Source organism: Streptomyces roseifaciens (assembly GCF_001445655.1).
Lineage (GTDB): Bacteria > Actinomycetota > Actinomycetes > Streptomycetales > Streptomycetaceae > Streptomyces > Streptomyces aureoversilis.
Map to the genome: position 1 here is coordinate 58798 of NZ_LNBE01000005.1, position 25165 is coordinate 83962.

20 protein-coding genes are annotated in these 25165 nt (G+C 73.3%); 15 read left to right on the forward strand and 5 right to left on the reverse strand.

What is annotated here, in order from left to right; translation table 11 throughout:
* Positions 1-14 precede the first annotated feature (14 nt).
* Complete coding sequence (locus AS857_RS33695; RefSeq protein ID WP_058047269.1) at positions 15-1994, forward strand: ATP-dependent DNA helicase; 1980 nt, start codon at positions 15-17, stop codon at positions 1992-1994.
* Between the two features lie 149 nt (positions 1995-2143).
* On the opposite strand, the gene lexA is transcribed toward AS857_RS33695, so the two are convergent.
* A complete protein-coding gene (gene lexA / locus AS857_RS33700; RefSeq protein ID WP_058047270.1) occupies positions 2144-2929 on the reverse strand; it encodes a transcriptional repressor LexA in 786 nt (261 codons plus the stop codon).
* 548 nt (positions 2930-3477) lie between these two features.
* Between lexA and nrdR the strand changes: the two genes are divergently transcribed.
* Both nrdR and AS857_RS33710 read left to right on the forward strand, forming a co-directional pair.
* Positions 3478-3990, forward strand: coding sequence for a transcriptional regulator NrdR (nrdR, locus tag AS857_RS33705; RefSeq protein WP_058047271.1), 513 nt, complete (start codon positions 3478-3480; stop codon positions 3988-3990).
* Between the two features lie 112 nt (positions 3991-4102).
* Positions 4103-6979, forward strand: a complete 2877-nt coding sequence (locus AS857_RS33710; RefSeq protein ID WP_058047272.1) for a vitamin B12-dependent ribonucleotide reductase — start codon at positions 4103-4105, stop codon at positions 6977-6979.
* 102 nt (positions 6980-7081) lie between these two features.
* On the opposite strand, the gene AS857_RS33715 is transcribed toward AS857_RS33710, so the two are convergent.
* Positions 7082-7528 (reverse strand): nuclear transport factor 2 family protein, encoded by a 447-nt coding sequence (locus tag AS857_RS33715; RefSeq protein WP_058047273.1) that lies wholly within the window; start codon positions 7526-7528, stop codon positions 7082-7084.
* A gap of 138 nt (positions 7529-7666) precedes the next feature.
* Here AS857_RS33715 and AS857_RS33720 point away from each other — a divergent pair, with 138 nt between their 5' ends.
* From AS857_RS33720 to AS857_RS33730, 3 genes are all read left to right on the forward strand, one after another.
* Positions 7667-8233 (forward strand): TetR/AcrR family transcriptional regulator, encoded by a 567-nt coding sequence (locus tag AS857_RS33720; RefSeq protein ID WP_058047274.1) that lies wholly within the window; start codon positions 7667-7669, stop codon positions 8231-8233.
* Between the two features lie 69 nt (positions 8234-8302).
* Positions 8303-9136, forward strand: coding sequence for an arylamine N-acetyltransferase family protein (locus AS857_RS33725; RefSeq protein WP_058047275.1), 834 nt, complete (start codon positions 8303-8305; stop codon positions 9134-9136).
* Positions 9137-9170: 34 nt separating this feature from the next.
* Complete coding sequence (locus AS857_RS33730; RefSeq protein ID WP_079110900.1) at positions 9171-9776, forward strand: YdbC family protein; 606 nt, start codon at positions 9171-9173, stop codon at positions 9774-9776.
* Positions 9777-9796: 20 nt separating this feature from the next.
* Here the strand turns inward: AS857_RS33730 and AS857_RS33735 are convergent, their stop codons facing one another.
* The gene (locus tag AS857_RS33735; protein WP_420824001.1) at positions 9797-10345 is read right to left on the reverse strand and encodes a TetR/AcrR family transcriptional regulator; all 549 of its coding nucleotides are present in this window, start codon (positions 10343-10345) and stop codon (positions 9797-9799) included.
* A gap of 262 nt (positions 10346-10607) precedes the next feature.
* Between AS857_RS33735 and abc-f the strand changes: the two genes are divergently transcribed.
* The 5 genes from abc-f (at position 10608) to AS857_RS33760 (ending at position 15284) form a co-directional block, all read left to right on the forward strand.
* Positions 10608-12224 carry a ribosomal protection-like ABC-F family protein gene (abc-f, locus tag AS857_RS33740; protein WP_338058294.1) on the forward strand — a complete coding sequence of 539 codons (1617 nt, stop codon included), beginning with the start codon at positions 10608-10610 and terminating at the stop codon, positions 12222-12224.
* 37 nt (positions 12225-12261) lie between these two features.
* A complete protein-coding gene (locus tag AS857_RS33745) occupies positions 12262-12921 on the forward strand; it encodes a histidine phosphatase family protein (protein ID WP_058047279.1) in 660 nt (219 codons plus the stop codon).
* Between the two features lie 11 nt (positions 12922-12932).
* Positions 12933-13835 carry an ADP-ribosylglycohydrolase family protein gene (locus AS857_RS33750; RefSeq protein WP_058047280.1) on the forward strand — a complete coding sequence of 301 codons (903 nt, stop codon included), beginning with the start codon at positions 12933-12935 and terminating at the stop codon, positions 13833-13835.
* A gap of 94 nt (positions 13836-13929) precedes the next feature.
* Complete coding sequence (locus tag AS857_RS33755; RefSeq protein ID WP_058047281.1) at positions 13930-14631, forward strand: ribonuclease HII; 702 nt, start codon at positions 13930-13932, stop codon at positions 14629-14631.
* Between the two features lie 59 nt (positions 14632-14690).
* On the forward strand, positions 14691-15284 hold the full coding sequence (locus AS857_RS33760; RefSeq protein ID WP_058047282.1) for a hypothetical protein: 594 nt from the start codon (positions 14691-14693) through the stop codon (positions 15282-15284).
* An 87-nt stretch (positions 15285-15371) separates the two neighbouring features.
* On the opposite strand, the gene AS857_RS33765 is transcribed toward AS857_RS33760, so the two are convergent.
* Together AS857_RS33765 and AS857_RS33770 are read right to left on the reverse strand one after the other, a co-directional pair.
* Entirely contained in the window at positions 15372-15950 is a 579-nt protein-coding gene (locus AS857_RS33765) for a hypothetical protein (protein ID WP_058047283.1), read from the reverse strand.
* A gap of 217 nt (positions 15951-16167) precedes the next feature.
* Positions 16168-18333 (reverse strand): RecQ family ATP-dependent DNA helicase, encoded by a 2166-nt coding sequence (locus AS857_RS33770; protein ID WP_058047284.1) that lies wholly within the window; start codon positions 18331-18333, stop codon positions 16168-16170.
* Between the two features lie 145 nt (positions 18334-18478).
* On the opposite strand from AS857_RS33770, the gene AS857_RS33775 reads away from it, so the two are divergent.
* The 4 genes from AS857_RS33775 (at position 18479) to AS857_RS33790 (ending at position 25042) form a co-directional block, all read left to right on the forward strand.
* Complete coding sequence (locus tag AS857_RS33775) at positions 18479-19891, forward strand: DUF4192 domain-containing protein (protein WP_079110902.1); 1413 nt, start codon at positions 18479-18481, stop codon at positions 19889-19891.
* Positions 19892-20121: 230 nt separating this feature from the next.
* Positions 20122-22059 carry a glycogen debranching N-terminal domain-containing protein gene (locus AS857_RS33780; protein WP_058047324.1) on the forward strand — a complete coding sequence of 646 codons (1938 nt, stop codon included), beginning with the start codon at positions 20122-20124 and terminating at the stop codon, positions 22057-22059.
* A gap of 89 nt (positions 22060-22148) precedes the next feature.
* Positions 22149-22910, forward strand: coding sequence for an NUDIX hydrolase (locus AS857_RS33785; RefSeq protein WP_058047285.1), 762 nt, complete (start codon positions 22149-22151; stop codon positions 22908-22910).
* 215 nt (positions 22911-23125) lie between these two features.
* Positions 23126-25042: an ABC transporter ATP-binding protein gene (locus AS857_RS33790; RefSeq protein ID WP_058047286.1), complete on the forward strand. Its 1917-nt coding sequence runs from the start codon at positions 23126-23128 to the stop codon at positions 25040-25042.
* Positions 25043-25165 lie beyond the last annotated feature (123 nt).

A 25165-nucleotide genomic window follows, 5' to 3' on the forward strand; every position in this document is an offset into this window, starting at 1 on the left:
AGGGTGGAACAGCTATGACTGCCTCCTCCTCGCCCTCCCTCACCGACCTGCTGCACGCCGCCGTCACCGCCGTCGGCGGCACGGAGCGGCCCGGTCAGGTCACCATGGCCGAAGCCGTCGCCGAAGCCGTCGACGGCGACTCCCACCTGCTCGTGCAGGCGGGCACCGGCACCGGAAAGTCCCTCGGCTATCTGGTGCCGGCCCTGGCCCACGGCGAGCGCGTGGTGGTGGCCACCGCGACGCTGGCGCTCCAGCGCCAGCTCGTGGAGCGCGATCTCCCGCGGACGGTGGACGCCCTGCAGCCGCTGCTGCGCCGCCGCCCGCAGTTCGCCATGCTCAAGGGCCGCTCCAATTACCTGTGCCTGCACCGGCTGCACGAGGGGGTCCCGCAGGACGAGGAGGAGGGCCTCTTCGACCCCTTCGAGGCGGCGGCGCCCTCCAGCAAGCTCGGCAAGGACCTGCTGCGCCTGCGCGACTGGGCCGACGAGACCGAGACGGGCGACCGTGACGATCTCACCCCCGGCGTCTCCGACCGGGCGTGGTCCCAGGTGTCGGTCACGTCCCGGGAGTGCCTGGGCGCCTCGAAGTGCGCGTACGGCGCCGAGTGCTTCGCCGAGGCCGCCCGGGAGCGGGCCAAGCTCGCCGACGTGGTGGTCACCAACCATGCCCTGCTGGCGATCGACGCCATCGAGGGCGCCCCGGTGCTCCCCGGCCACGAGGTCCTCATCGTCGACGAGGCCCATGAGCTGGTCTCCCGGGTCACCGGCGTCGCCACCGGCGAGCTCACCCCCGGCCAGGTCAACCGCGCGGTGCGCCGCGCGGCCAAGCTCGTCGACGAGAAGGCCGCCGACGCCCTGCAGACCGCGGCCGAGAGCTTCGAGCGCCTGATGGAGCTGGCCCTCCCGGGCCGGCTGGAGGAGATCCCCGACGATCTCGAGTACGCCCTGATGGCGCTGCGCGATGCCGCCCGGACGGTCATCTCGGCCATCGGCAACACCCGCGACAAGTCCGTCCAGGACGAGGACGCGGTCCGCAAGCAGGCCCTGGCCTCCGTGGAGAACATCCACGCGGTCGCCGAGCGCATCGTGGAGGGCTCCGAGTACGACGTCGTCTGGTACGAGCGCCACGACCGCTTCGGGGCGTCCCTGCGCGTCGCCCCGCTCTCCGTCTCCGGGCTGCTGCGCGAGAAGCTCTTCAGCGAGCGGTCCGTGGTGCTCACCTCGGCCACGCTCAAGCTCGGCGGTGACTTCAACGGCGTGGCGGCGTCCCTGGGCCTGGCCCCCGAGGGCACCGGCGGCGCGGAGAGCCCCGAGTGGAAGGGCGTCGACGTCGGCTCGCCGTTCGACTATCCCAAGCAGGGCATCCTCTACGTCGCCCGGCATCTGTCCCAGCCCGGCCGCGAGGGCAGCCGTACGGACATGTTCGACGAGCTGGCCGAGCTGGTGGAGGCCGCCGGCGGCCGGACGCTCGGGCTGTTCTCCTCGATGCGTGCCGCTCAGGCCGCGGCCGAGGAGCTGCGCGGCCGGCTCGACGTGCCGATCCTGCTGCAGGGCGAGGAGACGCTCGGCGAGCTGATCCGTAACTTCGCCGCCGACGCCCGTACGTGCCTGTTCGGCACGCTGTCCCTGTGGCAGGGGGTCGATGTGCCGGGGCCGAGCTGCCAGCTGGTGGTGATGGACCGGGTGCCCTTCCCGCGGCCGGACGATCCTCTGATGAGCGCCCGGCAGAAGGCGGTGGAGGAAGCGGGCGGCAACGGCTTCATGGCCGTGGCGGCGACGCATGCGGCGCTGCTGATGGCCCAGGGTGCCGGACGGCTCGTCCGGGCCTCGGGGGACCGCGGTGTCGTCGCCGTGCTCGACCCCCGGCTGGCCACGGCCCGCTACGGCGGCTTCCTGAAGTCGTCCCTGCCGGATTTCTGGTACACCACGGACCGTAATCAGGTGCGCCGCTCCCTGGCGGCGATCGACGAGGCGGCGAAGGCGGAGGGCCGCTAGGAGGGCATGCTGCCGGCAGAGCCTGTCGGCAGCAGCATGCAGATAGAGCTGGCCGATAGAGCTGATGGAGCCGGTGGAAGAGCCTGCAAGGAAAAGAGCCCCGGAACCGGCGCAGGTGGTTCCGGGGCCCGGCCTTGCGGCCCTGTGCCTCACACGCGGCGCAGCACCGCCACGACCTTGCCGAGGATGGTGGCCTCGTCGCCGGGGATCGGCTGGTAGGCGGCGTTGTGCGGCAGCAGCCACACATGGCCGTCCTCGCGCTTGAAGCGCTTGACCGTGGCCTCCCCGTCGAGCATGGCGGCCACGATGTCGCCGTTCTCCGCGACGGGCTGGCGGCGGACCGTCACCCAGTCGCCGTCACAGATGGCGGCCTCGATCATGGAGTCGCCGACGACCTTCAGGACGAACAGCTCGCCGTCACCGACCAGTTGGCGGGGGAGCGGGAAGACGTCCTCGACGGACTCCTCGGCGAGGATGGGGCCACCCGCGGCGATCCGGCCGACGAGCGGCACATAGGAGGCGGCGGGCTTGCCGGTGGTGTCCGTGGGCTGCGAGCTGGGCTGGTCGGAGCCGCGCACCTCGTAGGCCCGGGGGCGGTGCGGATCCCTGCGCAGGAAGCCCTTGCGCTCCAGGGCCATGAGCTGGTGGGCCACGGACGAGGTGCTCGACAGCCCCACCGCCTGGCCGATCTCCCGCATGGAGGGTGGGTAGCCCCGGCGCTGGACGGAATCCCTGATCACTTCGATGACCCGCCGTTGGCGGTCGGTGAGACCCGAGCTGTCGGCCCGGATGCCTGGAGGTCGCCCCGGGAGGGCCCGAGCGGGCTTCTGCCCCTCGGTGCTCATGGCTGCGTCATTCATCGGGTGTGCCTGGTCGAGTCGGTTCTGGGAGCGGTCCTGGGCGGTGATTGTGGCGCTGTCTGCGGTGGTGGTCACGTCGGCCCCTCTCGAAATGTTCTCCCTAGCTGGACAACGGTAGTTGCTTTCGAAAGGTTGCGCCAAACACACGTTCGAGTGAAATATCGAAGTTTGCCTGACGTGATCAGGGCTGAGGGTGTACGGCTGAAGATCAATTCGACCTATTACGGTACCCTTCGGTGCGAAGCGCACCGAGCGGGCCGCCCGCCCGTACGGGCCTCGTGCGGGCCCGGCCGGTCCGCCCCGGACCCTTCCGTGCAGCGGCTCCGCGGTGGTCCCAGTGTGTCATCAAAGCCCCCGTGCCCTTGGTGCCGGGGCGGCTCGCGTAGGGTCGGGACCGGTCCTCGCGACTGCGAAACGCGTCCGGCGCGGCTCACCACGCGGCACCAGATCTAGTGGTTTGATTGGCGGCAGCCGCCCACAGGTTGTGGTCGAGGGGTGTCGCCGGTCATTTGCGGCCGCCGTCATCGCCTATGCTGGGGGCTGCTTCGCAAGGCCCCCGTTCGAGGGTCCGCCGAGGCTGAAGATCGTGCACAGTCCTACGAGGGTGAGGAGGGTGGAGAGCCATGCACTGCCCCTTCTGCAGGCACCCCGACAGCCGCGTCGTCGACAGCCGGACCACCGATGACGGCTGCTCGATCCGCCGGCGGCGCCAGTGCCCCGACTGCTCCCGTCGTTTCACGACCGTGGAGACCGCGTCACTGATGGTGATCAAGCGGAGCGGGGTCACCGAGCCCTTCAGCCGCACGAAGGTCATCTCCGGAGTGCGCAAGGCGTGCCAGGGCCGCCCGGTCACCGAGGACGCCCTGGCCCAGCTCGGCCAGCGGGTGGAGGAGGCAGTGCGCGCCACGGGCAGCGCCGAGCTCTCCACCCATGACGTGGGTCTGGCCATACTCGGCCCCCTCCGGGACCTCGACCTGGTCGCGTATCTGCGGTTCGCGTCCGTGTACCAGGCGTTCGACTCGCTCGAGGACTTCGAGGCCGCCGTCGCGGAGCTCCGCGAGAAGCGGTCCGCCGCGACCGCCGGCGACTGCGACGGGGACCCGCAGGTTCCCGCGCCCACCGCGGCCGCCGAGTAGCAGCGGCCACCACAGACCTGCCCGGCGCGCCGCGCGCCCGGGCTAAGACAGACATAGCGCGCCACGGAAGAATTGGGCGCATTAGGGCGTTTTGCCCGTAGAGGGAGGCGGCATGACCGAGACGACGAGCGGCCCGGCACGAGGTTCCCGCGCCAAGGGGAACAAGGGCGGCAAGGGTCTGCGTATCGAGCGCATCCACACCACCCCCGGTGTGCACCCGTACGACGAGGTCGTGTGGGAGCGCCGTGACGTCGTCATGACCAACTGGCGCGACGGCTCGATCAACTTCGAGCAGCGCGGCGTGGAGTTCCCCGACTTCTGGTCGGTGAACGCGGTCAACATCGTCACGAGCAAGTACTTCCGCGGTGCCACGGGTTCGCCCGAGCGCGAGTCCAGCCTCCGTCAGCTCATCGACCGGGTCGTGCTGACCTACCGCAAGGCGGGCGAGCAGCACGGCTACTTCGCGTCCCCGGCGGACGCCGAGATCTTCGAGCACGAGCTGACCTACGCCCTGCTGCACCAGGTCTTCAGCTTCAACTCGCCGGTCTGGTTCAACGTCGGCACCAAGCAGCCGCAGCAGGTCTCCGCCTGCTTCATCCTCTCCGTCGACGACTCCATGGAGTCGATCCTCGACTGGTACAAGGAAGAGGGGATGATCTTCAAGGGCGGCTCCGGCGCCGGCCTGAACCTCTCCCGCATCCGCTCCTCCAAGGAGCTGCTCTCCTCCGGCGGCAACGCCTCCGGCCCGGTCTCCTTCATGCGCGGCGCCGACGCCTCCGCAGGAACGATCAAGTCGGGCGGCGCCACGCGCCGCGCGGCCAAGATGGTCGTCCTCGACGTCGACCACCCCGACGTCGAGGCCTTCATCGAGACCAAGGTGAAGGAGGAGGAGAAGGTCCGCGCCCTGCGCGACGCCGGCTTCGACATGGACCTGGGCGGCGACGACATCACCTCCGTCCAGTACCAGAACGCCAACAACTCCGTCCGCGTCAACGACGAGTTCATGAAGGCCGTCGAGACCGGCTCGAAGTTCGGGCTGCGCGCCCGGATGACCGGTGAGGTCATCGAGGAGATCGACGCCAAGGGCCTCTTCCGCAAGATGGCCGAGGCCGCGTGGGCCTGCGCCGACCCGGGCATCCAGTACGACGACACGATCAACCACTGGCACACCTCGCCGGAGTCGGGCCGGATCACCGCGTCCAACCCGTGCAGCGAGTACATGCACCTGGACAACTCCTCGTGCAACCTCGCCTCCCTCAACCTCATGAAGTTCCTGCGCGACGACGACAAGGGCAACCAGTCGTTCGACGCCGAGCGCTTCGCCAAGGTCGTCGAGCTCGTCATCACGGCGATGGACATCTCCATCTGCTTCGCCGACTTCCCGACCGAGAAGATCGGCGAGACCACCCGCGCCTTCCGCCAGCTGGGCATCGGCTACGCCAACCTCGGCGCCCTGCTGATGGCCACCGGCCACGCCTACGACAGCGACGGCGGCCGCGCCCTCGCCGGTGCCATCACCTCCCTGATGACCGGCACCTCCTACAAGCGCTCCGCCGAGCTGGCCGCGGTCGTCGGCCCGTACGACGGCTACGCCCGCAACGCCGACGCCCACAAGCGCGTCATGCAGCAGCACGCCGACGCCAACGGTGTCGCCCGGCGCATGGACGACCTGGACACCCCGGTGTGGGCCGCGGCGACCGAAGCCTGGCAGGACGTCATCCGCCTCGGCGGGAAGGACGGCTTCCGCAACGCCCAGGCGTCCGTCCTGGCGCCCACCGGCACCATCGGCCTGATGATGGACTGCGACACCACGGGCGTCGAGCCGGACCTGGCCCTGGTCAAGTTCAAGAAGCTCGTCGGCGGCGGCTCGATGCAGATCGTGAACAACACGGTGCCGAAGGCGCTCAAGCGCCTGGGCTACCAGCCGGAGCAGGTCGAGGCGATCGTCGCCCACATCGCCGAGCACGGCAACGTGATCGACGCCCCGGGCCTGAAGTCCGAGCACTACGAGGTCTTCGACTGCGCCATGGGCGAGCGCGCGATCTCCGCCATGGGCCACGTGCGCATGATGGCCGCCGCGCAGCCGTTCCTGTCGGGCGCGATCTCCAAGACGGTGAACCTGCCGGAGTCGGCCACCGTCGAGGAGGTCGAGGAGGTCTACTTCGAGGGCTGGAAGCTCGGCCTGAAGGCCCTCGCGATCTACCGCGACAACTGCAAGGTCGGCCAGCCGCTCTCCGCCAAGAAGAAGGAGAAGACGGAGGCCAAGGCCCCCGAGGCCGCCCCCGCCGCCGCGGAGAAGATCGTCGAGTACCGCCCCGTCCGCAAGCGCCTCCCCAAGGGCCGCCCGGGCATCACCACCTCCTTCACAGTGGGCGGTGCCGAGGGCTACATGACCGCCAACTCCTACCCGGACGACGGTCTCGGCGAGGTCTTCCTGAAGATGTCCAAGCAGGGCTCGACCCTCGCGGGCATGATGGACGCCTTCTCGATCGCCGTCTCGGTCGGTCTGCAGTACGGCGTGCCGCTGGAGACCTACGTCTCGAAGTTCACCAACATGCGCTTCGAGCCGGCCGGCATGACCGACGACCCGGACGTGCGGATGGCGCAGTCGATCGTCGACTACATCTTCCGCCGCGTGGCGCTGGACTTCCTGCCCTTCGAGACCCGCTCGGCGCTCGGCATCCACTCCGCCGAGGAGCGTCAGCGCCACCTCGACACCGGTTCCTACGAGCCGACCGACGAGGACGTCGACGTCGAGGGCCTCGCCCAGTCCGCGCCGCGCCAGACCGAGGCCCCGAAGCCGTCCCGGCCGGCCGCCGCCGCGGCGGTCCCCGCGCCGAAGCAGGCCCACAACTCCACCGAGCTGGTGGAGATGCAGCTGGGCCTGAACGCGGACGCGCCGCTGTGCTTCTCCTGCGGCACGAAGATGCGCCGTGCGGGCAGCTGCTACCTCTGCGAGGGCTGCGGCTCGACCAGCGGCTGCAGCTGACGCGGACGCGGCTCCGCGCCGGACGGCGAATTCTGCGCCGAACAGCGGCTGATCAGTGAGTGAAGGCGGTGGCCGGAGGGAACCCTCCGGCCACCGCCTTCGTCATGCCCCGCCCGCGTCAGGGCCGTGCGGAGATGTGCCGAATTCCCTTTGGTCCGCGGTGATCGGCACGTCGTTGATGCTGGCCTCGCGGCGCCGCATCAGACCGTCCGTGGCGAATTCCCACTGCTCGTTCCCGTAGCTGCGCCACCACTGGCCGCCGGCGTCGTGCCACTCGTACCGGAAGCAGACCGATATCCGGTTGCCGGACCACGACCAGAGCTCCTTGCGCAGCCGGTAATCCAGTTCCTTCTCCCATTTGCGGCGGAGGAAGTCCCGGATCTCGTCGCGGCCGGTGATGAATTCGTGCCGGTTCCGCCAGACGCAGTCCTCGGTGTACGCGAGGGCGACCCGCTCGGGGTCGCGGCTGTTCCAGGCGTCCTCGGCGGCCTGGACCTTGGCCCGGGCGGAGGATTCGTCGAAGGGGGGCAGGGGTGGGCGCTGGGTCATCGCATGCCTTCCGGACGCATGAGGGAACGACGGGTCGAGGAAATGACGGGTTGAGGAAATGACGGGGAGAACGGTCGTTCTCCCCTTCCTCGGGTAGCCTAGAGAACGATCGTTCTCCGCGCCAGCCCGGGAGGGGCAATGGACATCGCCGAAGCCGACGGCCGACTGCTCGACGCAGCGGAATCCCTGTTCTACGAGCACGGTGTGCAGGCCGTCGGGATGGACCGGATCCGTGCGGCGTCCGGGGTCTCGCTCAAGCGCCTCTACCAGCGCTTTCCGTCGAAGGAAGTCCTGGTCGAGGCCTATCTGCGGCGCCGCGACGAGCGCTGGCGCGGCGCCCTGGCCGCCTACGTCGCCGCGTGCCCCTCGGCGGCGGAACGCCCCCTCGCCGTCTTCGACTGGCTGGAGAAATGGTTCGGCGAGCCGGATTTCCGCGGCTGTGCGTTCATCAATGCGTACGGCGAATTGGGTACGGGCTCCCCGGCCGTGGCCGAAGCCGTACGGGACCACAAGGCGGAGGTGCTGCGATACCTGACCGGGCTCGTGCGCGCCGCCGGCGTCCCGGAGCCCGGGCCGGTGGCCGAGCAGCTGGCCGTCCTGACCGACGGCGCCATCACCACGGCGGCGGTCACCGGAACGCCCGCCGCCGCGCGCAGGGCCCGGGAAGCCGCAGCGGTGTTGCTGGGGGCCGCGGGCGCCGCGTGACGGCGGCGGAAAGCGGTCCGCACCGAGCGTGAATACTGTCGGGTGAACGGCCGAGGGGAGAGAGCAGCAATGACGGGTGAGTTCGTGTGGGGCGGCGGGGATCTGGACCTCGGCACCTATCTGGCGCGCATCGGAGTCGGGGAAACGGTCCGGCCGGACCTTGCGACGCTGAGGGCGGTGCACCGTGGCCATGTGGCCGCCTTCCCCTTCGAGAACCTGGAAATCCTGCTCGGGCGGCCGATTCTGCTGGACGTGAAGGCGCTGCAGGACAAGATGGTGGCGCAGCGTCGCGGAGGCTACTGCTACGAGCAGAACCTGCTGTTCGCCGCGGTCCTGGAGCGCATCGGATTCTCGTTCACGGGTATCGGCGCGCGGGTCAGGATGGGCAGTGGCAAGCTGCGCCCGGTGACCCACATGGCGCTCAAGGTCGAGGCCGACGGCGAGCAGTGGCTGTGCGACGTCGGATTCGGCGGGGAGGGGCTGCTGGAGCCCCTGCCCTTCCGGGACGGCGTGCAGGCGCAGCAGGGCGGCTGGACGTTCGGCATCGAGCGGCAGTCCCAGGACGTACGGGTGCTGCGCTCGCTCCACCCGGAGGGCTGGTTCGATCTGTACGCCTTCGGCCCGGAGGAACGTTTCCCGGTCGACTACACGGTGATGAACCACTACATCTCCACGCACCCGCACTCGCCCTTCGTCTCGCGCGTGGTGGTACAGCAGACGGAGCCCGGCATACGGCGGAGTCTGGTGGGCTCCATGCTCGTAACCGCCCGCCCCGACGGTTCCGAGGAGCAACGGGAGGTGCCCGTGGCGGAGTTGGTGGACCTGCTGGCGCGTGAGTTCCGGATCGGGCTCGACGAGGCCGACGGCGTGACCCTCGCACGGGTGCAGTCCTCCGGTACGTGACTGCGGGCCGCCGTCCGGGCCGTACGATGGCGCGGTGCTGGTCAAGTGGACTCGCTGCACCGTGGTCGACCGCCGCGGCTTCGAACGCGGACAACGAAAATGGGCGGGCCTGCTCGGCGAGCCCGGGTTCCGGGGGCAGGGCGGAGGCTGGAGCAGAGGGCGTCCGCATGTGGTGCACCTCTTCGGCTTCTGGGAGAGCCGGGCGTTCTACGACTCCTTCATGGCGCGCTCCCACGACCGGCTCGCGGCGTCCCAGGCGGGAACCTTCAAGAACGCCCAAGTGCGGCTGTTCGAGCACCGGTTTGACGTGAAGGTCGGCTTCCGGCCGCAGTTCGCGGATGCGGACGTGGTGCGGATCGCCCACTGCCGGGTCCGGGAGGACCGCGTGGAGCACTTCACCCTGATGCAGGAGAAGGTGTGGAACCCGGCCATGGCCGGGTCCCCGGGGATGCTGCGCGGTGTCTTCGGGGAGGCGCCGGGCCGGGAGTTCCTGGTGCTGTCCGTGTGGGACTCCGAGGCCGAGCACGGGAAGTACCGCGCGGAGCGGGTCGAACGGCTCGCCCTGCGGGCGCAGACCGAGGCCGACGTCGCGTCGGTCGGCGGCGACATCGTCGCGCTGGAACCTTCCTGGACGGTGTGACGGCCGGTCGGCCACGGGCGTCAGGCCGGTGACGCGAAGACGCCCGCGCGGGCCGCTGCGAGGGCGGCGTCCGCAGCCTGGTCGGCGACGGCGTCGTCGAGGGGCTCCCGGGTGATGAACAGCCGGAAGAACAGCGGGGCCGACACGGCCCGGGCGAGGGAGCCGTGGTCGGTACCGGCCGGCGCCTCGCTGCGGGCGACGGCTCGTTCGACCAGGGGCGCGCAGCGCGCGAAGCGCTCGGCGTAGAAAGCGCGCAGGGCCTCCGCCGCCCGCTCCGACTGGAACGCGGCGGCGATGAAGGCCCCCGGAGCCGCTCCGGCGGCCGGGTCGGCGAAGGTGTCGACGACCTCCTGTGCCAGGGCGTGCAGATCGCCCCTGAGGGTGCCCGTGTCGGGCGGCGTCCACGCGTCCTCTCCGGCGAGGTCCAGTGCGTCCGCGACGAGCCCTTCGACCCCGCCCCAGCGGCGGTAGAGCGTCGTCTTGTGGACGCCGGACTGCTCGGCGACGTACTCCACGGTGAGCCCCGGATAGCCGTACTCGACCAGCCCCGCGAGGACGGCGTCGCGCACGGCTGCTCGGGTACGGGCGGTGCGCCCGCCGGGCCGTACCGTGCCCGGCGCGGAGGAGGGCGGGGAGGGGGAGGCTGAGGGGGGCGGGGGCACCGGGGAGGAAGGCGTCGAAGGCAACTGCAACTCCTGTTGCGTTAAATGGGCGGGCGTGTCATGCTGAGCGTAACGCAACTTGGGTCGCATTTGGTGTGAGGCGGCCGGGAAGCGCGTCCCCGCAGGGGTCTCCCAGAGCCCCGCGCCCGATGCCGACGGAGGTTTGTGCGTGCCCACTCAGCTTTCTTTGCGTGGTGTGTCCATGTCCCGGGGTGACCGCCCGCTCCTGGACGACGTCACGTTCTCGGTGCGGCCGGGCGAGCGGATCGGCATCGTCGGAGAGAACGGCGCCGGGAAGTCCACGCTGCTCAGGCTCCTCGCCGGCCTCGAGGTGCCCGACGACGGAACCGTCGTCGCCGGGGCGGAGGGCGGCGTGGCCCGCCTGGGGCAGACGCCCGAGCTTCCCCCGGACCGCATGGTGGGTGACGCCGTCGACCTGGCGCTGGCCGACCTCCGTGCGATGGAGCGCAGGCTCCGGGAGCTGGAGGACGCCATGGGGGAGGCCGGGCCCGAAGTCCTGGAGGAGTACGGCGAGCTGCTCAGCGCCTTCGAGGCGCGCGGCGGCTACGAGGCCGACGCCAGGGTGGACAAGGCGCTGCACGCCCTGGGTCTCGCCCACGTCGGGCGGGAGAGGCTGCTGGGCAGCCTCTCCGGAGGGGAACAGGCTCGCCTCGGGCTCGCCTGCCTCATCGCGGCTGCCCCCGAGGTCATGCTCCTGGACGAGCCGACCAACCACCTGGACGGCGCTGCCCTGGTCTGGCTCGAGGACACCCTGCGGGCGCACCCCGGCACCGTCCTCGCCGTCTCCCACGACCGCGTCTTCCTCGAACGCGTCGCCACCGCCGTGGTGGAGCTCGACGCCGACCGCAGGTCCCTCGTCCGCTACGGCGGGGGATACGCCGGGTTCGTCGAGGAGCAGGCCGCGGCCCGCCGGCGCTGGGAGCAGGCGTACGAGGAGTGGTCGGCCGAGACCACGGCGCTCGAGGGCGCCGCTGCGACCGTCGCCCGGCGCGTGGCCCCGGGCCGGGCCGCCAAGGACGGCAACAAGATGGCCTACGACCGCGACAAGGGCCGAGTCCAGGCCTCGGTCTCCAGCCGGGTGCGCAACGCCCAGGAGCGGCTGCGCCGGCTCCAGGAGAATCCGGTACCCCGCCCGCCGGAGCCCCTGCGCTTCGGCGCCCGCCCGGCGGCGGGCACGGCCGGAGGCGTCCTCGTGGCGCTGGAGGACGTGCGGGTCGGGGAACGGCTCGCGGTCCGCCGGATGGAGGTCGGCGCGGGTGAGCGGCTGCTGGTGCACGGGGCCAACGGCGCGGGGAAGAGCACCCTGCTCCGTCTGCTCGCCGGCGTCACCGAGCCGGACGCCGGCACCGTGACCCGGCGGGGGAGCATCGGCTACCTCGCCCAGGAGATCCCCGTGACCCGCCCCGCGGAACGGCTGCTCGCCGCCTTCGCCCGCGGCCTGACGGGCACCGAGGAGGAACACAGGGCCCTGCTGCTGTCCTACGGGCTCTTCCGGGAGCGCGACCTCCACGTGCCCGTCGGCGCCCTCTCGGCCGGACAGCGCCGCCGCCTGGGGCTCGCCCGCCTCCTCGCCCGGCCCGCCGACCTCCTCCTGCTGGACGAGCCGACGAACCACCTCGCCCTCGGCCTGGTCGAGCAGCTGGAAGAGGCCCTGGCCGCATGGTCCGGCGCCCTGGTCGTGGTCACCCACGACCGGCACCTGCGGCAGCGCTTCAAGGGCCGGCAGTGCGAGATACGGGCAGGCCGGGCGCTGGTCACGGGCTAGCGAGGCGGCCGGACGGCGCGCGATCTAGGGTGGCGGCATGCCACGGCCCCGACGCATCGTTCTCATCCGGCACGGCGAGTCGGTGGGCAACGTCGACGACACCGTCTACGAACGCGAGCCCGACCACGCCCTGAGCCTGACGGAGAAGGGCCGCCAGCAGGCCAGGGACGCAGGGGCTCCCCTCCGCGACCTCTTCGGCGACGAGCGGGTCTCGGCCTACGTCTCGCCCTACCGCCGCACCCACCAGACCTTCCGGGCCCTGGGGCTCGACCCGGGCCGCGTCCGCGTCCGCGAGGAACCCCGGCTGCGCGAGCAGGACTGGGGGAACTGGCAGGACCTCGTCGACGTGCGCAGGCAGAAGGCCTACAGGGACGCCTACGGCCACTTCTTCTACCGCTTCGCCCAGGGCGAGTCCGGCGCGGACGTCTACGACCGCGTGGGAGCCTTCCTGGAGAGCCTGTGGCGCAGCTTCGAGGACCCCGACCACCCGCCCAACGTCCTGCTGGTCACCCATGGCCTGACCATGCGGCTCTTCTGCATGCGGTGGTTCCACTGGACGGTCGCGGAGTTCGAGTGCCTGTCGAACCCGGGCAATGCGGAGACCCGTGCCCTGCTCCTCGGGCCGGACGGCCGGTACCACCTCGATCGGCCCTTCGAGCGCTGGTGCACACCTGAACCGTACGGCTTCACCGGTTAGAGTTCGCACCGATGACCGCTGACCGATTCCACCGCGCACTGGCGAGCCTGCGCGGGCTGGCCCTCGGCGACGCCCTCGGCTCCCAGTTCTTCGTCCCGGGCAACTACCCGTCACTCAAGCGGCGCGAGCTGCCCCCGTCCCCCTGGCAGTGGACCGACGACACCGAGATGGCCTGCTCCGTGCTGGCCGTCCTCGCCGGGCACGGGCGCATCGACCAGGACGCGCTCGCCCGCTCCTTCGCTGAGCACCACGACTTCGACCGGGGATACGGCCCGGCCGTGGGCCGCATGCTGCGCCTGGTCCGCGAGGGCGGCGACTGGCGCGAGCTGGCCTCGGCCCTCTTCAACGGGCAGGGCTCCTGGGGCAACGGCGCGGCGATGCGCATCGCCCCGCTCGGCGCCTGGTACGCGGACGACCCGGAACAGGCCACGCACCAGGCCGAGATCTCCGCGTACACCACCCACCAGCACCGCGAGGCGGTGGCCGGGACCATGGCCGTGGCCGCCGCCGCGGCCATCGCCGCCGCTCCGGCCGGGCCCGTGGCCCCCGACGCGCTCCTGGAGGGCGTCATCGCCCTGGTGCCGCGCAGTGCCGTGCAGGCCGGTCTGCGGCGCGCGCGGGACATGCTCGACTACGGCGACCCGACCACGGTCGCCGCCGTCCTCGGCTGCGGCCGCCGCACCAGCGCGCACGACACCGTGCCGTTCGCCCTGTGGTCCGCGGCGCGCAACCTCACGTCCTACGAGGCCGCCTTCTGGACCACCGCACAGGTGGGCGGCGACGTGGACACCAACTGCGCCATCGTCGGCGGAGTGGTCGCCGCGGGCGAGCGGGGGACGCCTCCTGCCGACTGGCTCCGGCGCACCGAGGACCTGCCGGACTGGCTCCCGTCCGGCGGGGCCGGCGGTAGGTGAACCGGCCGCAGGAACCGGAATGGAACCGACCATAAGAAAAGGGAGGGGGCGGGGCTACTCGGGCCACCCGTAGGGGCGTACGCTTGCTGGCGCCATGCCGTACGAACCGCCTACCCACACCGTCGAGCGCTCCCTGCGCGCAACGACCGGAGTCAAGGTCGTCGCCGGGCTCGACGAGGTCGGCCGGGGTGCCTGGGCCGGTCCGGTCACCGTGTGCGCGGCCGTCACAGGACTGCGCCGCCCTCCCGAGGGCCTGACCGACTCCAAGCTGCTGACGCCCAAGCGGCGCGCCGCCCTCGCCGTCCAGCTGGAGAGCTGGGTCACCGCCCACGCACTCGGCCACTCCTCCCCACAGGAGATCGACGAACTGGGTATGACGGCGGCGCTGCGACTGGCCGCGTCCCGCGCGCTGGAGGCGTTGCCCGTCCGGCCCGAGGCGGTGATCCTCGACGGCAAGCACGACTACCTCGGCGATCCCTGGCGGGTCCGTACGGTCATCAAGGGCGACCAGTCCTGCGTGGTCGTCGCGGCGGCGTCCGTGCTCGCCAAGGTCCGGCGCGACGCGATGATGGCGGAACTGGGCGTCGGCTTCGAGGACTTCGGCTTCTGTGACAACGCCGGATACCCCTCGCCGGTGCACCGCGCCGCTCTCGAGGCGCTGGGCCCCACCCCGCACCACCGGTTGTCCTGGTCGTATCTGGACGCGCTGCCCAGGTGGCAGCACCTCAAGCGGGTTCGCAGCGTCCCCGAAGCAGCTTCACTGGAGGCCGGTGGCCAGCTCGGTTTCGAATTCTGAGCGGCCCTGACCGCCACCCGCCGATGCGACTCGCACCGGCGTTTGATAAACATCAACTCATGCCTCTCATCCCCGAGGAGCCTCAGATTCACGAGAGTGTCCCGGGTCCCCGTGCCGTGCCGGCCCCCGGCCGTACGGCGCCGACCCCCCGCCCTGTCCCTGGCCCCCGCCCGGCTCCGGCCCCGGCACGGCCCGGCCCCGGCGCCCACCGTCCGGTCCCGGCACCGTCCCGGCCCGCCGCGGCGCAGCCGGCCACCCCGGCCGCCGGCCCGCAGATCCAGCTGATCCCCGCCTCCGCGCAGGGTGCCCTGGACGCTGCGGACGAGGCCGTCGACCTGCTGCTCGACACCGGCCGTGCGCCCGGCGAGATCCTGGTGCTGACGACCGGCGACCCGCACCCGTGGGCGGCGCACGAGCTGTCCTTCGGCGAGGCGTCGTACTGGGCGCAGCACGACGCCCGCGACGACGTCTTCTACGCGGCCGCCGACGCGGAGCGCGCGGGAACGCGGCCGGTCGTGGTCGTGGCCGTCAACGGCGGCGCGGACGACGCGGTGACCCGCGCGCTGCCCGCAGCGATGGGCCGCGCCGGCGGGCTGCTGATCGTCTGCGGCGACCCGCAGCGCGTCAACGCCCTGATCTCCGCGGGCGTCTGAGGACGAACCCGGCGGTCGTGCGCCTCCGAGAGGTGCCGGCCGCGGGGTTCGAGCTTGTTCCGGGGACGTGCTGTCCCCGCGTGTCCGTCAGCGGGCGACCGTGCGGCGGTGTGCCTCGTGCGCACCGCCGCCGGACGTCATGGACGCCTGGGCATGCGCCGGTGACCGCGGCCGGCGTCCGCTGCGGCCCTCGCCGAGGATCTGCCAGCCGCTCTCGGTCAGCGTGATGTACGCGCCGCAGCGCAGCCCGTGCAGCGTGCAGGCGTCACGCAGGCCCCACATCCACGCCCCGTCCTCCTCCGTCCAATGGGCCTCGCCCGGTCGGCAGTAGAGCAGCACGGCGGTACGCACCGGCGTGCGCCGCCGCAGGTCGTGCGGGATCACCCGGCGCAGCTGTGCAAGAAGTGCGTTGCGCAGCTCCCAGCCGTCGGGCGGGACGGGACGGCGGACGAACGAGGCGCTGGCCGTGAGCCGTTCGTCGTGATCGAGAACGGCGACGACGGCCGTCGACGGCGCCGGAAGGTGACGGGCGTGCAGGCCGGTGATCACCTCACGCGGGTTGCGCAGCAGGGGGATTCCGGCCGCGGCCCATTCGGCGGGCTCCAGCATCCGGCTCAGCCGGTGCTCGGCTTCGGCGGGAGGCGGCGGTACGAAGTCGAAGGCCATGACCCTCCTTCGGCTGCGTGGCCATGGGCCGGACGGCGCCGGGCAGGAGTGCACGCCACGACGGCCGTCCCCGGCGGGCCGTGGACGGACGAGAGCGGGATCGCGTCCAATTCTCGCGGTGCCGGGGGCAGGCGGCAACGATCAATTGGCGCCATTGGCCGACGGCGCGCGGCTCGCCGCCCTCACCCGCCCCCGCCGCACCGCGTGCCGTGCGCGGCTAGCCCTGCACCGCCAGAACCAGCGGGAACACCTGCGGTGCGCCGGAGCGCCGCAGCAGTCGTGCGGCCACGGCCAGCGTCCACCCGGTGTCGGTGAGATCGTCCACGAGCAGGACCGGCCCTCCGGCCGAGGCCAGGGCCTCCGCGAGGGCCGGCGGCACCGTCAGCGCGCCGTCCAGCGCACGCAGCCGCTGCGCGCTGTTGGTGCGGGGCACCCGGGTGTCGGTGTCCGCGCCTCCGTACTCGACCGTGCCCAGCAGGGGCATCCGGCCGACCGTGGCGATGTGCTCGCCGAGCGAGCGGATCAGCTGCGGCCGGGTGCGCGAGGCGAGCGTGACGACGCCCACGGGGCGGCCGGGGGCGTCCGCAGTGCCGGAGGCCCAACCGCCGGGCCCGCGGGCCCAGTCGGCCAGCACGGTCACCACTGCGCCCGCGACGTCGTCCGGAACAGGGCCGTCCGGAGTGTGCGGGGCGAGGAGAGGGCGCAGCCGGTTGCCCCAGCCGATGTCGGACAGCCGCCCGAGAGCCCGGCCGGGCGCGGCCTGTTCGCCGGCCGGGATGCGGCCCTTGAGGTCGACGCCTACGGCCGGCATTCCCGTGGGCCACATCCGGCGCGGTTCGACTTCCACGCCCGGGCGCCCCAGCTCGCCCCGCGACGCGTCGAGCGCCCCGGCGGAGACCTCCGTGCCGAAGCGCGGTCCCGTGCAGTTGTCGCAGCGCCCGCACGGGGCCGCCTGCTCGTCGTCCAGCTGACGGCGCAGGAACTCCATCCGGCACTGCGCCGTGGCGGCGTAGTCGCGCATCGCCTGCTGCTCGGCCCCGCGCTGCCGCTCCACCCAGGCGTACCGCTCAGCGTCGTATGTCCACGGGCGGCCCGTCGCGGTCCAGCCGCCGCGCACCCGGTGCACGGCGCCGTCGACGTCGAGGACCTTGAGCATGGTCTCCAGGCGCGAACGCCGCAGCTCTACCTGGGGCTCCAGGGCCGGCAGGGAGACGGGGCGGTCCGATGCGGCGAGCACCTCCAGGGTCCGGCGGACCTGCTCCTCCGAGGGGAACGCGAGGGAGGCGAAGTACTTCCAGATCGCCTCGTCCTCCCGGCCCGGGAGCAGCAGGACCTCGGCGTGCTCGACGCCGCGGCCCGCGCGGCCGACCTGCTGGTAGTAGGCGATGGGGGAGGAGGGGGAGCCCAGGTGGACCACGAAGCCCAGGTCCGGCTTGTCGAAGCCCATGCCCAGCGCCGACGTGGCGACGAGCGCCTTGACGCGGTTGGCCTGCAGGTCCTCCTCGGCCTGCAGGCGGTCCGCGTTCTCCGTCTTGCCGGTGTAGGACGCCACCGTGTGGCCGCACCGGCGCAGGAACGCGGTGACCTCCTCGGCGGCCGCGACGGTGAGCGTGTAGATGATGCCGGAGCCGGGGAGCTCGGCGAGGTGGTCGGCGAGCCAGGCCAGCCGGTGCGCGGCGTCGGGCAGCTGCAGGACGCTGAGGCTCAGGCTCTCCCGGTCCAGCGCACCGCGCAGCACCAGCGCCTGCGTCGACTCCTCGCCCGTGCCCAGCTGCTCGGCGACGTCGGCGGTGACGCGGGCGTTGGCCGTGGCCGTCGTGGCGAGGACGGGGACACCGGGCGGAAGGTCGGCGAGCATCGTGCGCAGGCGGCGGTAGTCGGGCCGGAAGTCGTGGCCCCAGTCGGAGATGCAGTGGGCCTCGTCGACGACCAGCAGGCCGGTGGCGGCGGCGAGCTTGGGCAGGACCTGGTCGCGGAAGTCGGGGTTGTTGAGCCGCTCGGGGCTCACCAGCAGCACGTCGACCGCGCCCGCGGCCACCTCGGCCTGGACGGTGTCCCACTCCTCGACGTTGGCGGAGTTGATCGTGCGCGCGTGGATCCCGGCCCGTGCCGCGGCGTCCACCTGGTTGCGCATCAGCGCGAGCAGCGGCGAGACGATCACCGTGGGCCCGCTGCCCCGGGCCCGCAGCAGCGCCGTCGCGACGAAGTACACCGCCGACTTGCCCCACCCCGTGCGCTGCACGACCAGAGCGCGACGGTGGTGGGCGACCAGCGCCTCGATCGCCAGCCACTGGTCCTCCCGCAGTCTGGCCTTGCCCGTGGGGTCCCCGACGAGGCGGGCCAGGACGGCGTCGGCCGAGGCGCGGAGGTCTTCGTTCGTCATGCCCCCATGCAACACGAGTGCACTGACAATGCGCGAACGGGCCGGCCAGGCTGTGGAAACCGCTGTCCACAGCATTAGTAGGACCATATTCCGGAGTTATCCACAGGCCTGGCGGGCTGCGGCGGACCCGCGGGACTCTCGGGCCATGACGCAGCACAACGAATCCGCCCGCCCGTCCACGCCCTCCTCCCCGTCCGCCGCCGTGCCCGGCACGGCAGGGGACCCCGGGCAGCAGGTCACCCTCCGCTCGCCGGCCGAGCTGGCCGACGCCCTCCCGTACCTGCTCGGCTTCCACCCGACCGACAGCATCGTCCTCGTCGCCCTCCACGGCGACCGGGGCCGCTTCGGCGGCCGGCTGAGGCTCGGCATCCCGCGCAGCGGCGAGGAATGGCCGGAAGTCTGCGACCAGCTCGCCGAAACCCTCCTGACCGGCAGCAGCAAGCGCGGCAACCGCCCCGACGGCGTGGTCATCTTCCTCTGCCAGGACCCCGACACCGCCGCGGGCCGGACCCCGCGGCAGGTGATGGAGGGGCTGCGCCCGCTCGCCCAGAGCCTGCGCCGGGCCTGCGGCCGGCTCGACATGCCGGTGCACGAGGCCCTGTGCATCTCCGACGGCCGCTTCTGGTCGTACTGCTGCCCCGACCCCCGCTGCTGCCCGCCCGACGGCACCCCCCTCTCCCTGCCGGGCACGTCGGTCATGGCCGCCGCGGCCACCTATGCCGGCATCGAGGTCCGCGGCACCCTCCGGGAGATGGAGGACCGGTACGCACCCCTCACGGGTGACCGGGCGGAGGGGCAGCGCAAGGCCCTGGACGCCGCGGCCTTCGCGATGGTCCCGCGGATCCTCGGCGGCGAGGGCTGCGAGCCCGTGCGGCAGGAGACCCTCGCCCTCGCGCGGGCCCTGGCCGACCGGCTCCAGGAGACACCGCCCCTGCCCGGCCGCCCCGCCTCCGACGCCCGCGACGACTCCCTCCTGACCGACGAGGAGGCCGCCACGGTCATCGTCGGCCTCCAGGACCGCGTCACCCGGGACCACGCCGCAGAGTGGATGGAGGGCCCGCAGGCCCCGGCCGTCCTGCGGCTGTGGCGCGCCCTCGCCCGCCGCTGCGTTCCCCCGTACGCGGAGTACGCGGCCGCGCCCGTCGCACTGGCGGGCTGGGTGGCCTGGGCCACCGACGACCAGCCCGAGGCGAGGGTCGCGCTGAGCCGGGCCCTCGCCGCCGACCCCGAGTACGTCTTCGCCCAGCTGCTCTACCGCGCGTGCAACGAAGGGCTGGACCCCGAGCCGCTGCGCCAGTGCCTGCGCCACGAGAAAGCCGATCGCGACCTGCAGGACGCGGTCCGGGCCGAGGTGGAGCGCATCGAGGCGGCGGCCACGGCGACGGCGACCGGAGCGGAGGGCACCGGCGCCACGAGGGCAGTCCGGCGCCGGACGAGGCCGGGCGGGCCCGGCGGCAGCACCGGCCCTGCCGGTCCGGGCGGCCCGGCAGGCAGGCCCCGCACACGGCGCAGGAGCACGCGCAAGAGGGACCACAGCCACGAGGACCGGTCCCAGTGAACCCGTGGCCCACACAGGCGGCCCCCCACACCGTGACCTCGGCAGGGCCGCCGCCGTTCATCCGGGTGGCCCGCAAACGTCGTCCGTCGTCCCGGTTCGTGAAACCCACAGGGGAGCGCAGTCAAGTGCAAGGCATCGTCCCCCATGGCCAGCCGCCCCGGCCCCGTTCCGCTCCGCCGCAGCGCCCCGCTCCGGGGCGTCCGCCCGCCCCGCAGCCCGTGCACACGGCCATGATCTGCGTCGCACTGCCCGCCCTGGCGATCTCCGGGGAGCACGGGCAGATGACCGGGCAGGGTCTCGACGGGTTCTACCGGGGCGGGCGCCGGCTCCTGGCCCGCTGCAGGCTGAAGGTCGGGGGCGCCGAGCCGCTGCCCGTCCAGGGACGCATGCTCGGCGCCGACCGGGCCCGTTTCGTCGGCGCCGTGCGGACCGCTGCGGACTCCGGCCCCGACCCCGCCGTCACGGTCGAGCGCCTGCGGACGGCGGAGGGCGTGGAGCGGATCGCCTTGCGCAGCACTGCGGCCCGCGCCCTGCGGCTGCCCGTCGAGGTGTCGCTCGGCACCGACCTCGCGGAGCTGGGCGCGGTCGCGGCCGGTGCGCCCGGGCCCGAGGTCCCCGCGGGGGTGCACGCCTCCGGGCTGCGGTGGTCCACCGGCGAGGCGCAGGCGGCGGTCACCACCGACCCCCCTCCGGGCGACGCCCTGGCATCGGCGGGGATGCTCTGCTGGGAGATCGAGCTCCCGCCCGGCGGCACCCGCAGCATCGAGCTGCGCGTCCTGCCCGAGCAGCCCGGCAGGGTTCGGCAGCCAGAGGCGGCCGTCCCCCCGGGCCGTGCCTCCACGGTGCCCTGGGGCGATCCGCAGGCCGAGGGCGACGACCCTCGGGCAGGTGCACTGCTCGCCTCCGCCCTCGACGACCTCAGGGCGCTGCTCGTGCGCGACCCCGGGAGCCCCGGTGACGTCCACCTGGCGGCCGGCGTCCCCTGGCGCTGCGGCCTCGCACCTGCCGAGGCCCTCTGGGCGGCGCGGATGACGCTCCCCCTCGGGGTCCGGCTGGCCGCGGGGACGCTGCGCACCCTGGCCCGGACGCAGATCGCGGGGCCGGGCCCCGACAAGGGGCGGATCCCCGGAGCACTGCGCCACGCCGGGGCACATCTGCCGCCCGGCTGCACAGGCACCGAGGCCACGCTGCTGTTCCCCGCCGTCCTGGCCGAGGCCCGGCGGTGGGGGCTCCCCGAGCGGGAGGCGGAGGCGCTGCTGCCCGCGGCCGAGCGCTGCCTCGAGTGGCTGAGGGCCGCGGCGGGGGACGAGGGGTACCTCGCGGATCCGCTGCCCGGCGGGCCGTACCGCTGCGAGACACAGGCGCACGCCCACCGTGCGGCCGTGCTCGGGGCCGACCTCCTGGAGACCTACGGCCGCCCCGGGGCCGAGAGCTGGCGCAGCTGGGCGGCCGGGCTGCGCAGCCGCTTCCGCGAGGACTTCTGGGTGGAGGACCCGGGCGGCGGGCGTCCCGCAGCCGCCCGCACGCCCGAGGGGCGCCGGATACCGCACCTGGGGAGCGCCGCCGCGCACCTCCTCGACACCGGCCTGCTCGGCGGGGGAATGCAGGCACCGGGTCTGCTCGACAGGGTGCAGACCGAGCAGCTCGCCCGGCTGCTCGGCGGACCGGCGCTCGACTCCGGCTGGGGCCTGCGCAGCCTCGGGTCGAAGGAGCCGGGCCACAATCCCTTCGGCCACCGCAGCGGAGCCGTCCGGGTCCACGAGACGGCCGTGGCCGTGGCGGGCCTGGCCTCCGCCGGCTACGAGAAGGAGGCCGGCGCCCTGCTGCGCGGCACCCTGGACGCGGCGGCCGCCTTCGGCCACCGGCTGCCGGAGATGTACGCCGGGGAGCAGCGCACCGCCGGGAGTGCGCCGCTGCCGCACCCGGCCGCGTGCCGGCCCGCGGCCGTCGCCGCCGCGGGAGCGGTGCACCTGCTGACCGCGCTCGCCGGCCTGCGCCCCGACGCCCCGGCGGGGTGCGTGGCGGTGCGGCCGCTGCACACCGCGCCGCTCGGCGCGCTGAGGTTCACCGGGCTGCGCATCGCGGAGCAGCCGTTCGCGATGAGGATCAGCAGGCTCGGCCTCGGCATGGTCGAGGAAGCCGCCGACGGCCTGCAGCTGGGGGTGTGAGCCGGTTGATTCCGGAGCTCGCGGAGGGGGCGCTCGCCGGCCCTGCTCAAGACCCTGTTTATCGTCAGGAAGACGACTATGATCGCGTCATGCCCTACGACCCGTCGGCCTTTCCGCCCTTCGCTGTCACCGTCGACCTGGTCGTGCTCACCGTGCGCCGCCACGCGCTGTGCGCGCTGGCCGTCCGCCGCGGCGAGCCGCCGTACCAGGGCCGCTGGGCGCTGCCGGGCGGTTTCGTACGGGGGGACGAGGACCTGACGACCGCAGCCGCGCGGGAGCTGGCCGAGGAGACCGGGCTGAACGCCCACGACCCGGCGGGCCCCTCGCCGGTCAACGCCGCCCATCTGGAACAGCTCGCCACCTATGGCGACCCGAAGCGGGACCCGCGCATGCGGGTGGTGAGCGTCGCGCACCTGGCGCTCGCGCCCGATCTGCCCGCCCCGCGCCCCGGAGGCGACGCGCACAGCGTGCGCTGGGCGCCGGTGGAGGACCTGCTGGACCAGGAGGTCGGCTACGGCCGCGACGGCGAGCAAGTGACCCCCCTCGCCTTCGACCACGCGCAGATCCTCGCCGACGGCGTCGAGCGCGCCCGCTCGAAGATCGAGTACTCCTCGCTGGCCACGGCCTTCTGCCCCCAGGAATTCACCGTCGGCGAGCTGCGCCGGGTCTACGAGGCGGTGTGGGGCGTCGCTCTGGACCCGCGCAACTTCCACCGGAAGGTGACCGGCACGCCCGGCTTCCTGGTCCCCACCGGCGGCACGACGACACGCCAGGGCGGCCGCCCCGCCCAGCTCTTCCGGGCCGGCGGGGCCACCCTCCTCAACCCGCCCATGCTGCGCCCCGAGGCCTAGTCCCGCCGGGGTCGCGCGCGTCCCGGGCACTCCGTGCTTCGGCATGCCCGGGGGTAGGACACGCCTCACAACTGCCTACATTGCGTAGCAAATAGGACATAGCGGGTTACGGTGCTGCCGTACCTCCCCGCAGTTCCTCCGCGCCCTCGGCCGCCTCGGTCACCGAGCGGGCCGAGGGGTGCCGCCGAGCCGTCTCACGCCCCGCGAGAGAAGCCATGATCCAGGCCATCGGACTCACCAGCGCCCCCCAGCGCAACCGGTTCCCCGCCGTCGACGACCTCACCTTCGAGGCCCGCCCCGGCCGGGTCACCGTCCTGCTCGGTGACCACGGAGCGGGCAAGACCAGTGCCCTGCGCCTCCTCCTCCGCCTCGACCCCGGCCGCGGCGTCGCGCTCTTCCGCGGCCGCCCCCTCGACCGGGTCCCGCACCCCACCCGCGAGATCGGCGTCGTCCTCGGGGACGTCCCCGGTCACCCGGCCCGCAGCGCCCGCGGGCACCTGCGCATGCTCAGCGCCGCGGCGGGTGTCCCCGCCGAGCGCGCCGACGACGTCCTCGAGGTCGTCGGCCTGACGGGCCTCGCCGGCCAGCACCTCGGGGACTTCTCCCTGGGCATGGACCGGCGCCTCGGCATCGCCGCCGCCCTCCTCGGCGATCCGCACACCCTCGTCCTGGACGAGCCCGCGCACGACCTCTCGCCCCGCGAGACCGCCTGGCTGCACGGAATGCTGCGGGCCTACGCGGACCACGGCGGCGCCGTCCTCGTCACCTCGCAGGACCCCAAGGAGGCGGCCCGCATCGCCGACCGGGTCGTCACCATCGACGACGGCCGCCTCGTCGCCGACCAGGAGGCGGCCGAGTTCTCCCGTACCCGGCTGCGGCCGCGCGTCGCCGTCCAGTCGCCCCTGGCCGCCCGCCTCGCCCATGCCCTCACGGCCGAGGCCGACCAGGCGGAGGCCGCCGAGGGCCGGCAGGCCGTGGAGGTCGTGCAGGAGGGCGGCAGCCGGCTGTCGGTCTACGGCAGCACCTGCGCAGCCGTCGGAGAGACCGCCTACCGGCACGGGATCCTCGTCCACCGGCTGACCGAGGAGATCGGGGACAGCGGCGCCATGCCCCCGCTGCTGCGTGCCGACGGCCGCCGGGCCGGCACCGCTGCGCCGCCCGGCACGACATCCCCGGAAGCTGCCGCAGACGCCCCTGCAGACCCCTGCGCGGACGCACAGGGCGGCCCCCCGCCCGCCGGGGAAGCGGAGCCCTCCGGCCACCCCGGCCCCGTCGTGCGGTCCGCACACGCGGGCACGCCCGGCACCGCCGTCCCGCCGGAGCTCGCCGTGGAGCTCCCCCGTGTCCATCCCCGCCTCCCGGCCCCCGACCCCGCCTGGCCGCTGCGCTACGAGCTGCGCCGTGCCACCGGCGTGCGGACCGGCTGGATCGTGGCGGCCGCCGCGCTCGCGGCCTCCCTGCTCGTGTCCGTCCTCCTCGCCCGGGCGGGATCGGCCCCGGCGCCCCGCGTGCTCACCGGCTGGCCCGCCCTGCTGCCGCTGCCGCCGGCCGTCTTCGGGGCGGGCCTCATCGGCGCGATGGCCTTCGGCCAGGAGTTCCGCTATCCGGCCCTCGCCCCGGACCAGGGCACCGTGCCGCGCCGGCTCGGCCTGCTCGCCGCCAAGCTCGCCGTCACCGCCGTGGCGGCCGTCCTCCTCGCCCTGGCCTCCCTCTTCCTCGACGCCGGCGTCCTCGGGCTGCTCTTCGGCGACGAGGTCGTCGCCCTCCCGCGCGACTGGGCCGTCCTGCTCGCCGGCTGGGCCGCGCTCACCCTGGGCTGCGCCTGGGCGGGGCTGCTGGCCGCGGGGCTCTTCCGGTCGGCGGCGCTCGGGCTGGTCGCGGTGCTCGCCGTGCCGACGCTCGTGGTGCCGGTCCTGGGCAGCGTGCTCGCCGAGCCCGCGGCCCGCTCGCTCGTGGGGCTCCCGGAGCGGCTGCGCGCGGCCGCGGTCGTGCAATGGCCCTCGGGCATGGACCGGGGCGTCTCGACCGCCCTGCGGCTGGTCTCGCAACCGGTCGGCTGGGCGCTCGCGTTCTCACTCACGGCACTTCTCGGGGCCTATGTCCTCGCGGTGTTCCGCGGCAGGCCGCGATGAGGGCCGCCGCCGCGGGGCCCCGGACCCCCGACGCCCCTTCCCACGTGCGGAGTTGGCAGGCCGTCGACATCACGCTCCGCATACGAGCCGTCTCGGAGAGTGCCCTTTTCTGTCCGTTTGGCC

What these genes read in the sequence shown, in the direction of transcription:
- AS857_RS33765 (WP_058047283.1), bottom strand. Translation starts at nt 15,950, where the DNA reads ATGGCCTTCGACTTCGTACCGCCGCCTCCCGCCGAAGCCGAGCACCGG.
- AS857_RS33785 (WP_058047285.1), top strand. Translation starts at nt 22,149, where the DNA reads ATGCCCTACGACCCGTCGGCCTTTCCGCCCTTCGCTGTCACCGTCGAC.
- AS857_RS33745 (WP_058047279.1), top strand. Translation starts at nt 12,262, where the DNA reads ATGCCACGGCCCCGACGCATCGTTCTCATCCGGCACGGCGAGTCGGTG.
- AS857_RS33710 (WP_058047272.1), top strand. Translation starts at nt 4,103, where the DNA reads ATGACCGAGACGACGAGCGGCCCGGCACGAGGTTCCCGCGCCAAGGGG.
- AS857_RS33720 (WP_058047274.1), top strand. Translation starts at nt 7,667, where the DNA reads ATGGACATCGCCGAAGCCGACGGCCGACTGCTCGACGCAGCGGAATCC.
- AS857_RS33760 (WP_058047282.1), top strand. Translation starts at nt 14,691, where the DNA reads ATGCCTCTCATCCCCGAGGAGCCTCAGATTCACGAGAGTGTCCCGGGT.
- AS857_RS33755 (WP_058047281.1), top strand. Translation starts at nt 13,930, where the DNA reads ATGCCGTACGAACCGCCTACCCACACCGTCGAGCGCTCCCTGCGCGCA.
- AS857_RS33770 (WP_058047284.1), bottom strand. Translation starts at nt 18,333, where the DNA reads ATGACGAACGAAGACCTCCGCGCCTCGGCCGACGCCGTCCTGGCCCGC.
- AS857_RS33790 (WP_058047286.1), top strand. Translation starts at nt 23,126, where the DNA reads ATGATCCAGGCCATCGGACTCACCAGCGCCCCCCAGCGCAACCGGTTC.
- AS857_RS33750 (WP_058047280.1), top strand. Translation starts at nt 12,933, where the DNA reads ATGACCGCTGACCGATTCCACCGCGCACTGGCGAGCCTGCGCGGGCTG.
- AS857_RS33695 (WP_058047269.1), top strand. Translation starts at nt 15, where the DNA reads ATGACTGCCTCCTCCTCGCCCTCCCTCACCGACCTGCTGCACGCCGCC.
- AS857_RS33725 (WP_058047275.1), top strand. Translation starts at nt 8,303, where the DNA reads ATGACGGGTGAGTTCGTGTGGGGCGGCGGGGATCTGGACCTCGGCACC.
- nrdR (WP_058047271.1), top strand. Translation starts at nt 3,478, where the DNA reads ATGCACTGCCCCTTCTGCAGGCACCCCGACAGCCGCGTCGTCGACAGC.
- AS857_RS33775 (WP_079110902.1), top strand. Translation starts at nt 18,479, where the DNA reads ATGACGCAGCACAACGAATCCGCCCGCCCGTCCACGCCCTCCTCCCCG.
- AS857_RS33780 (WP_058047324.1), top strand. Translation starts at nt 20,122, where the DNA reads ATGATCTGCGTCGCACTGCCCGCCCTGGCGATCTCCGGGGAGCACGGG.
- AS857_RS33715 (WP_058047273.1), bottom strand. Translation starts at nt 7,528, where the DNA reads ATGACCCAGCGCCCACCCCTGCCCCCCTTCGACGAATCCTCCGCCCGG.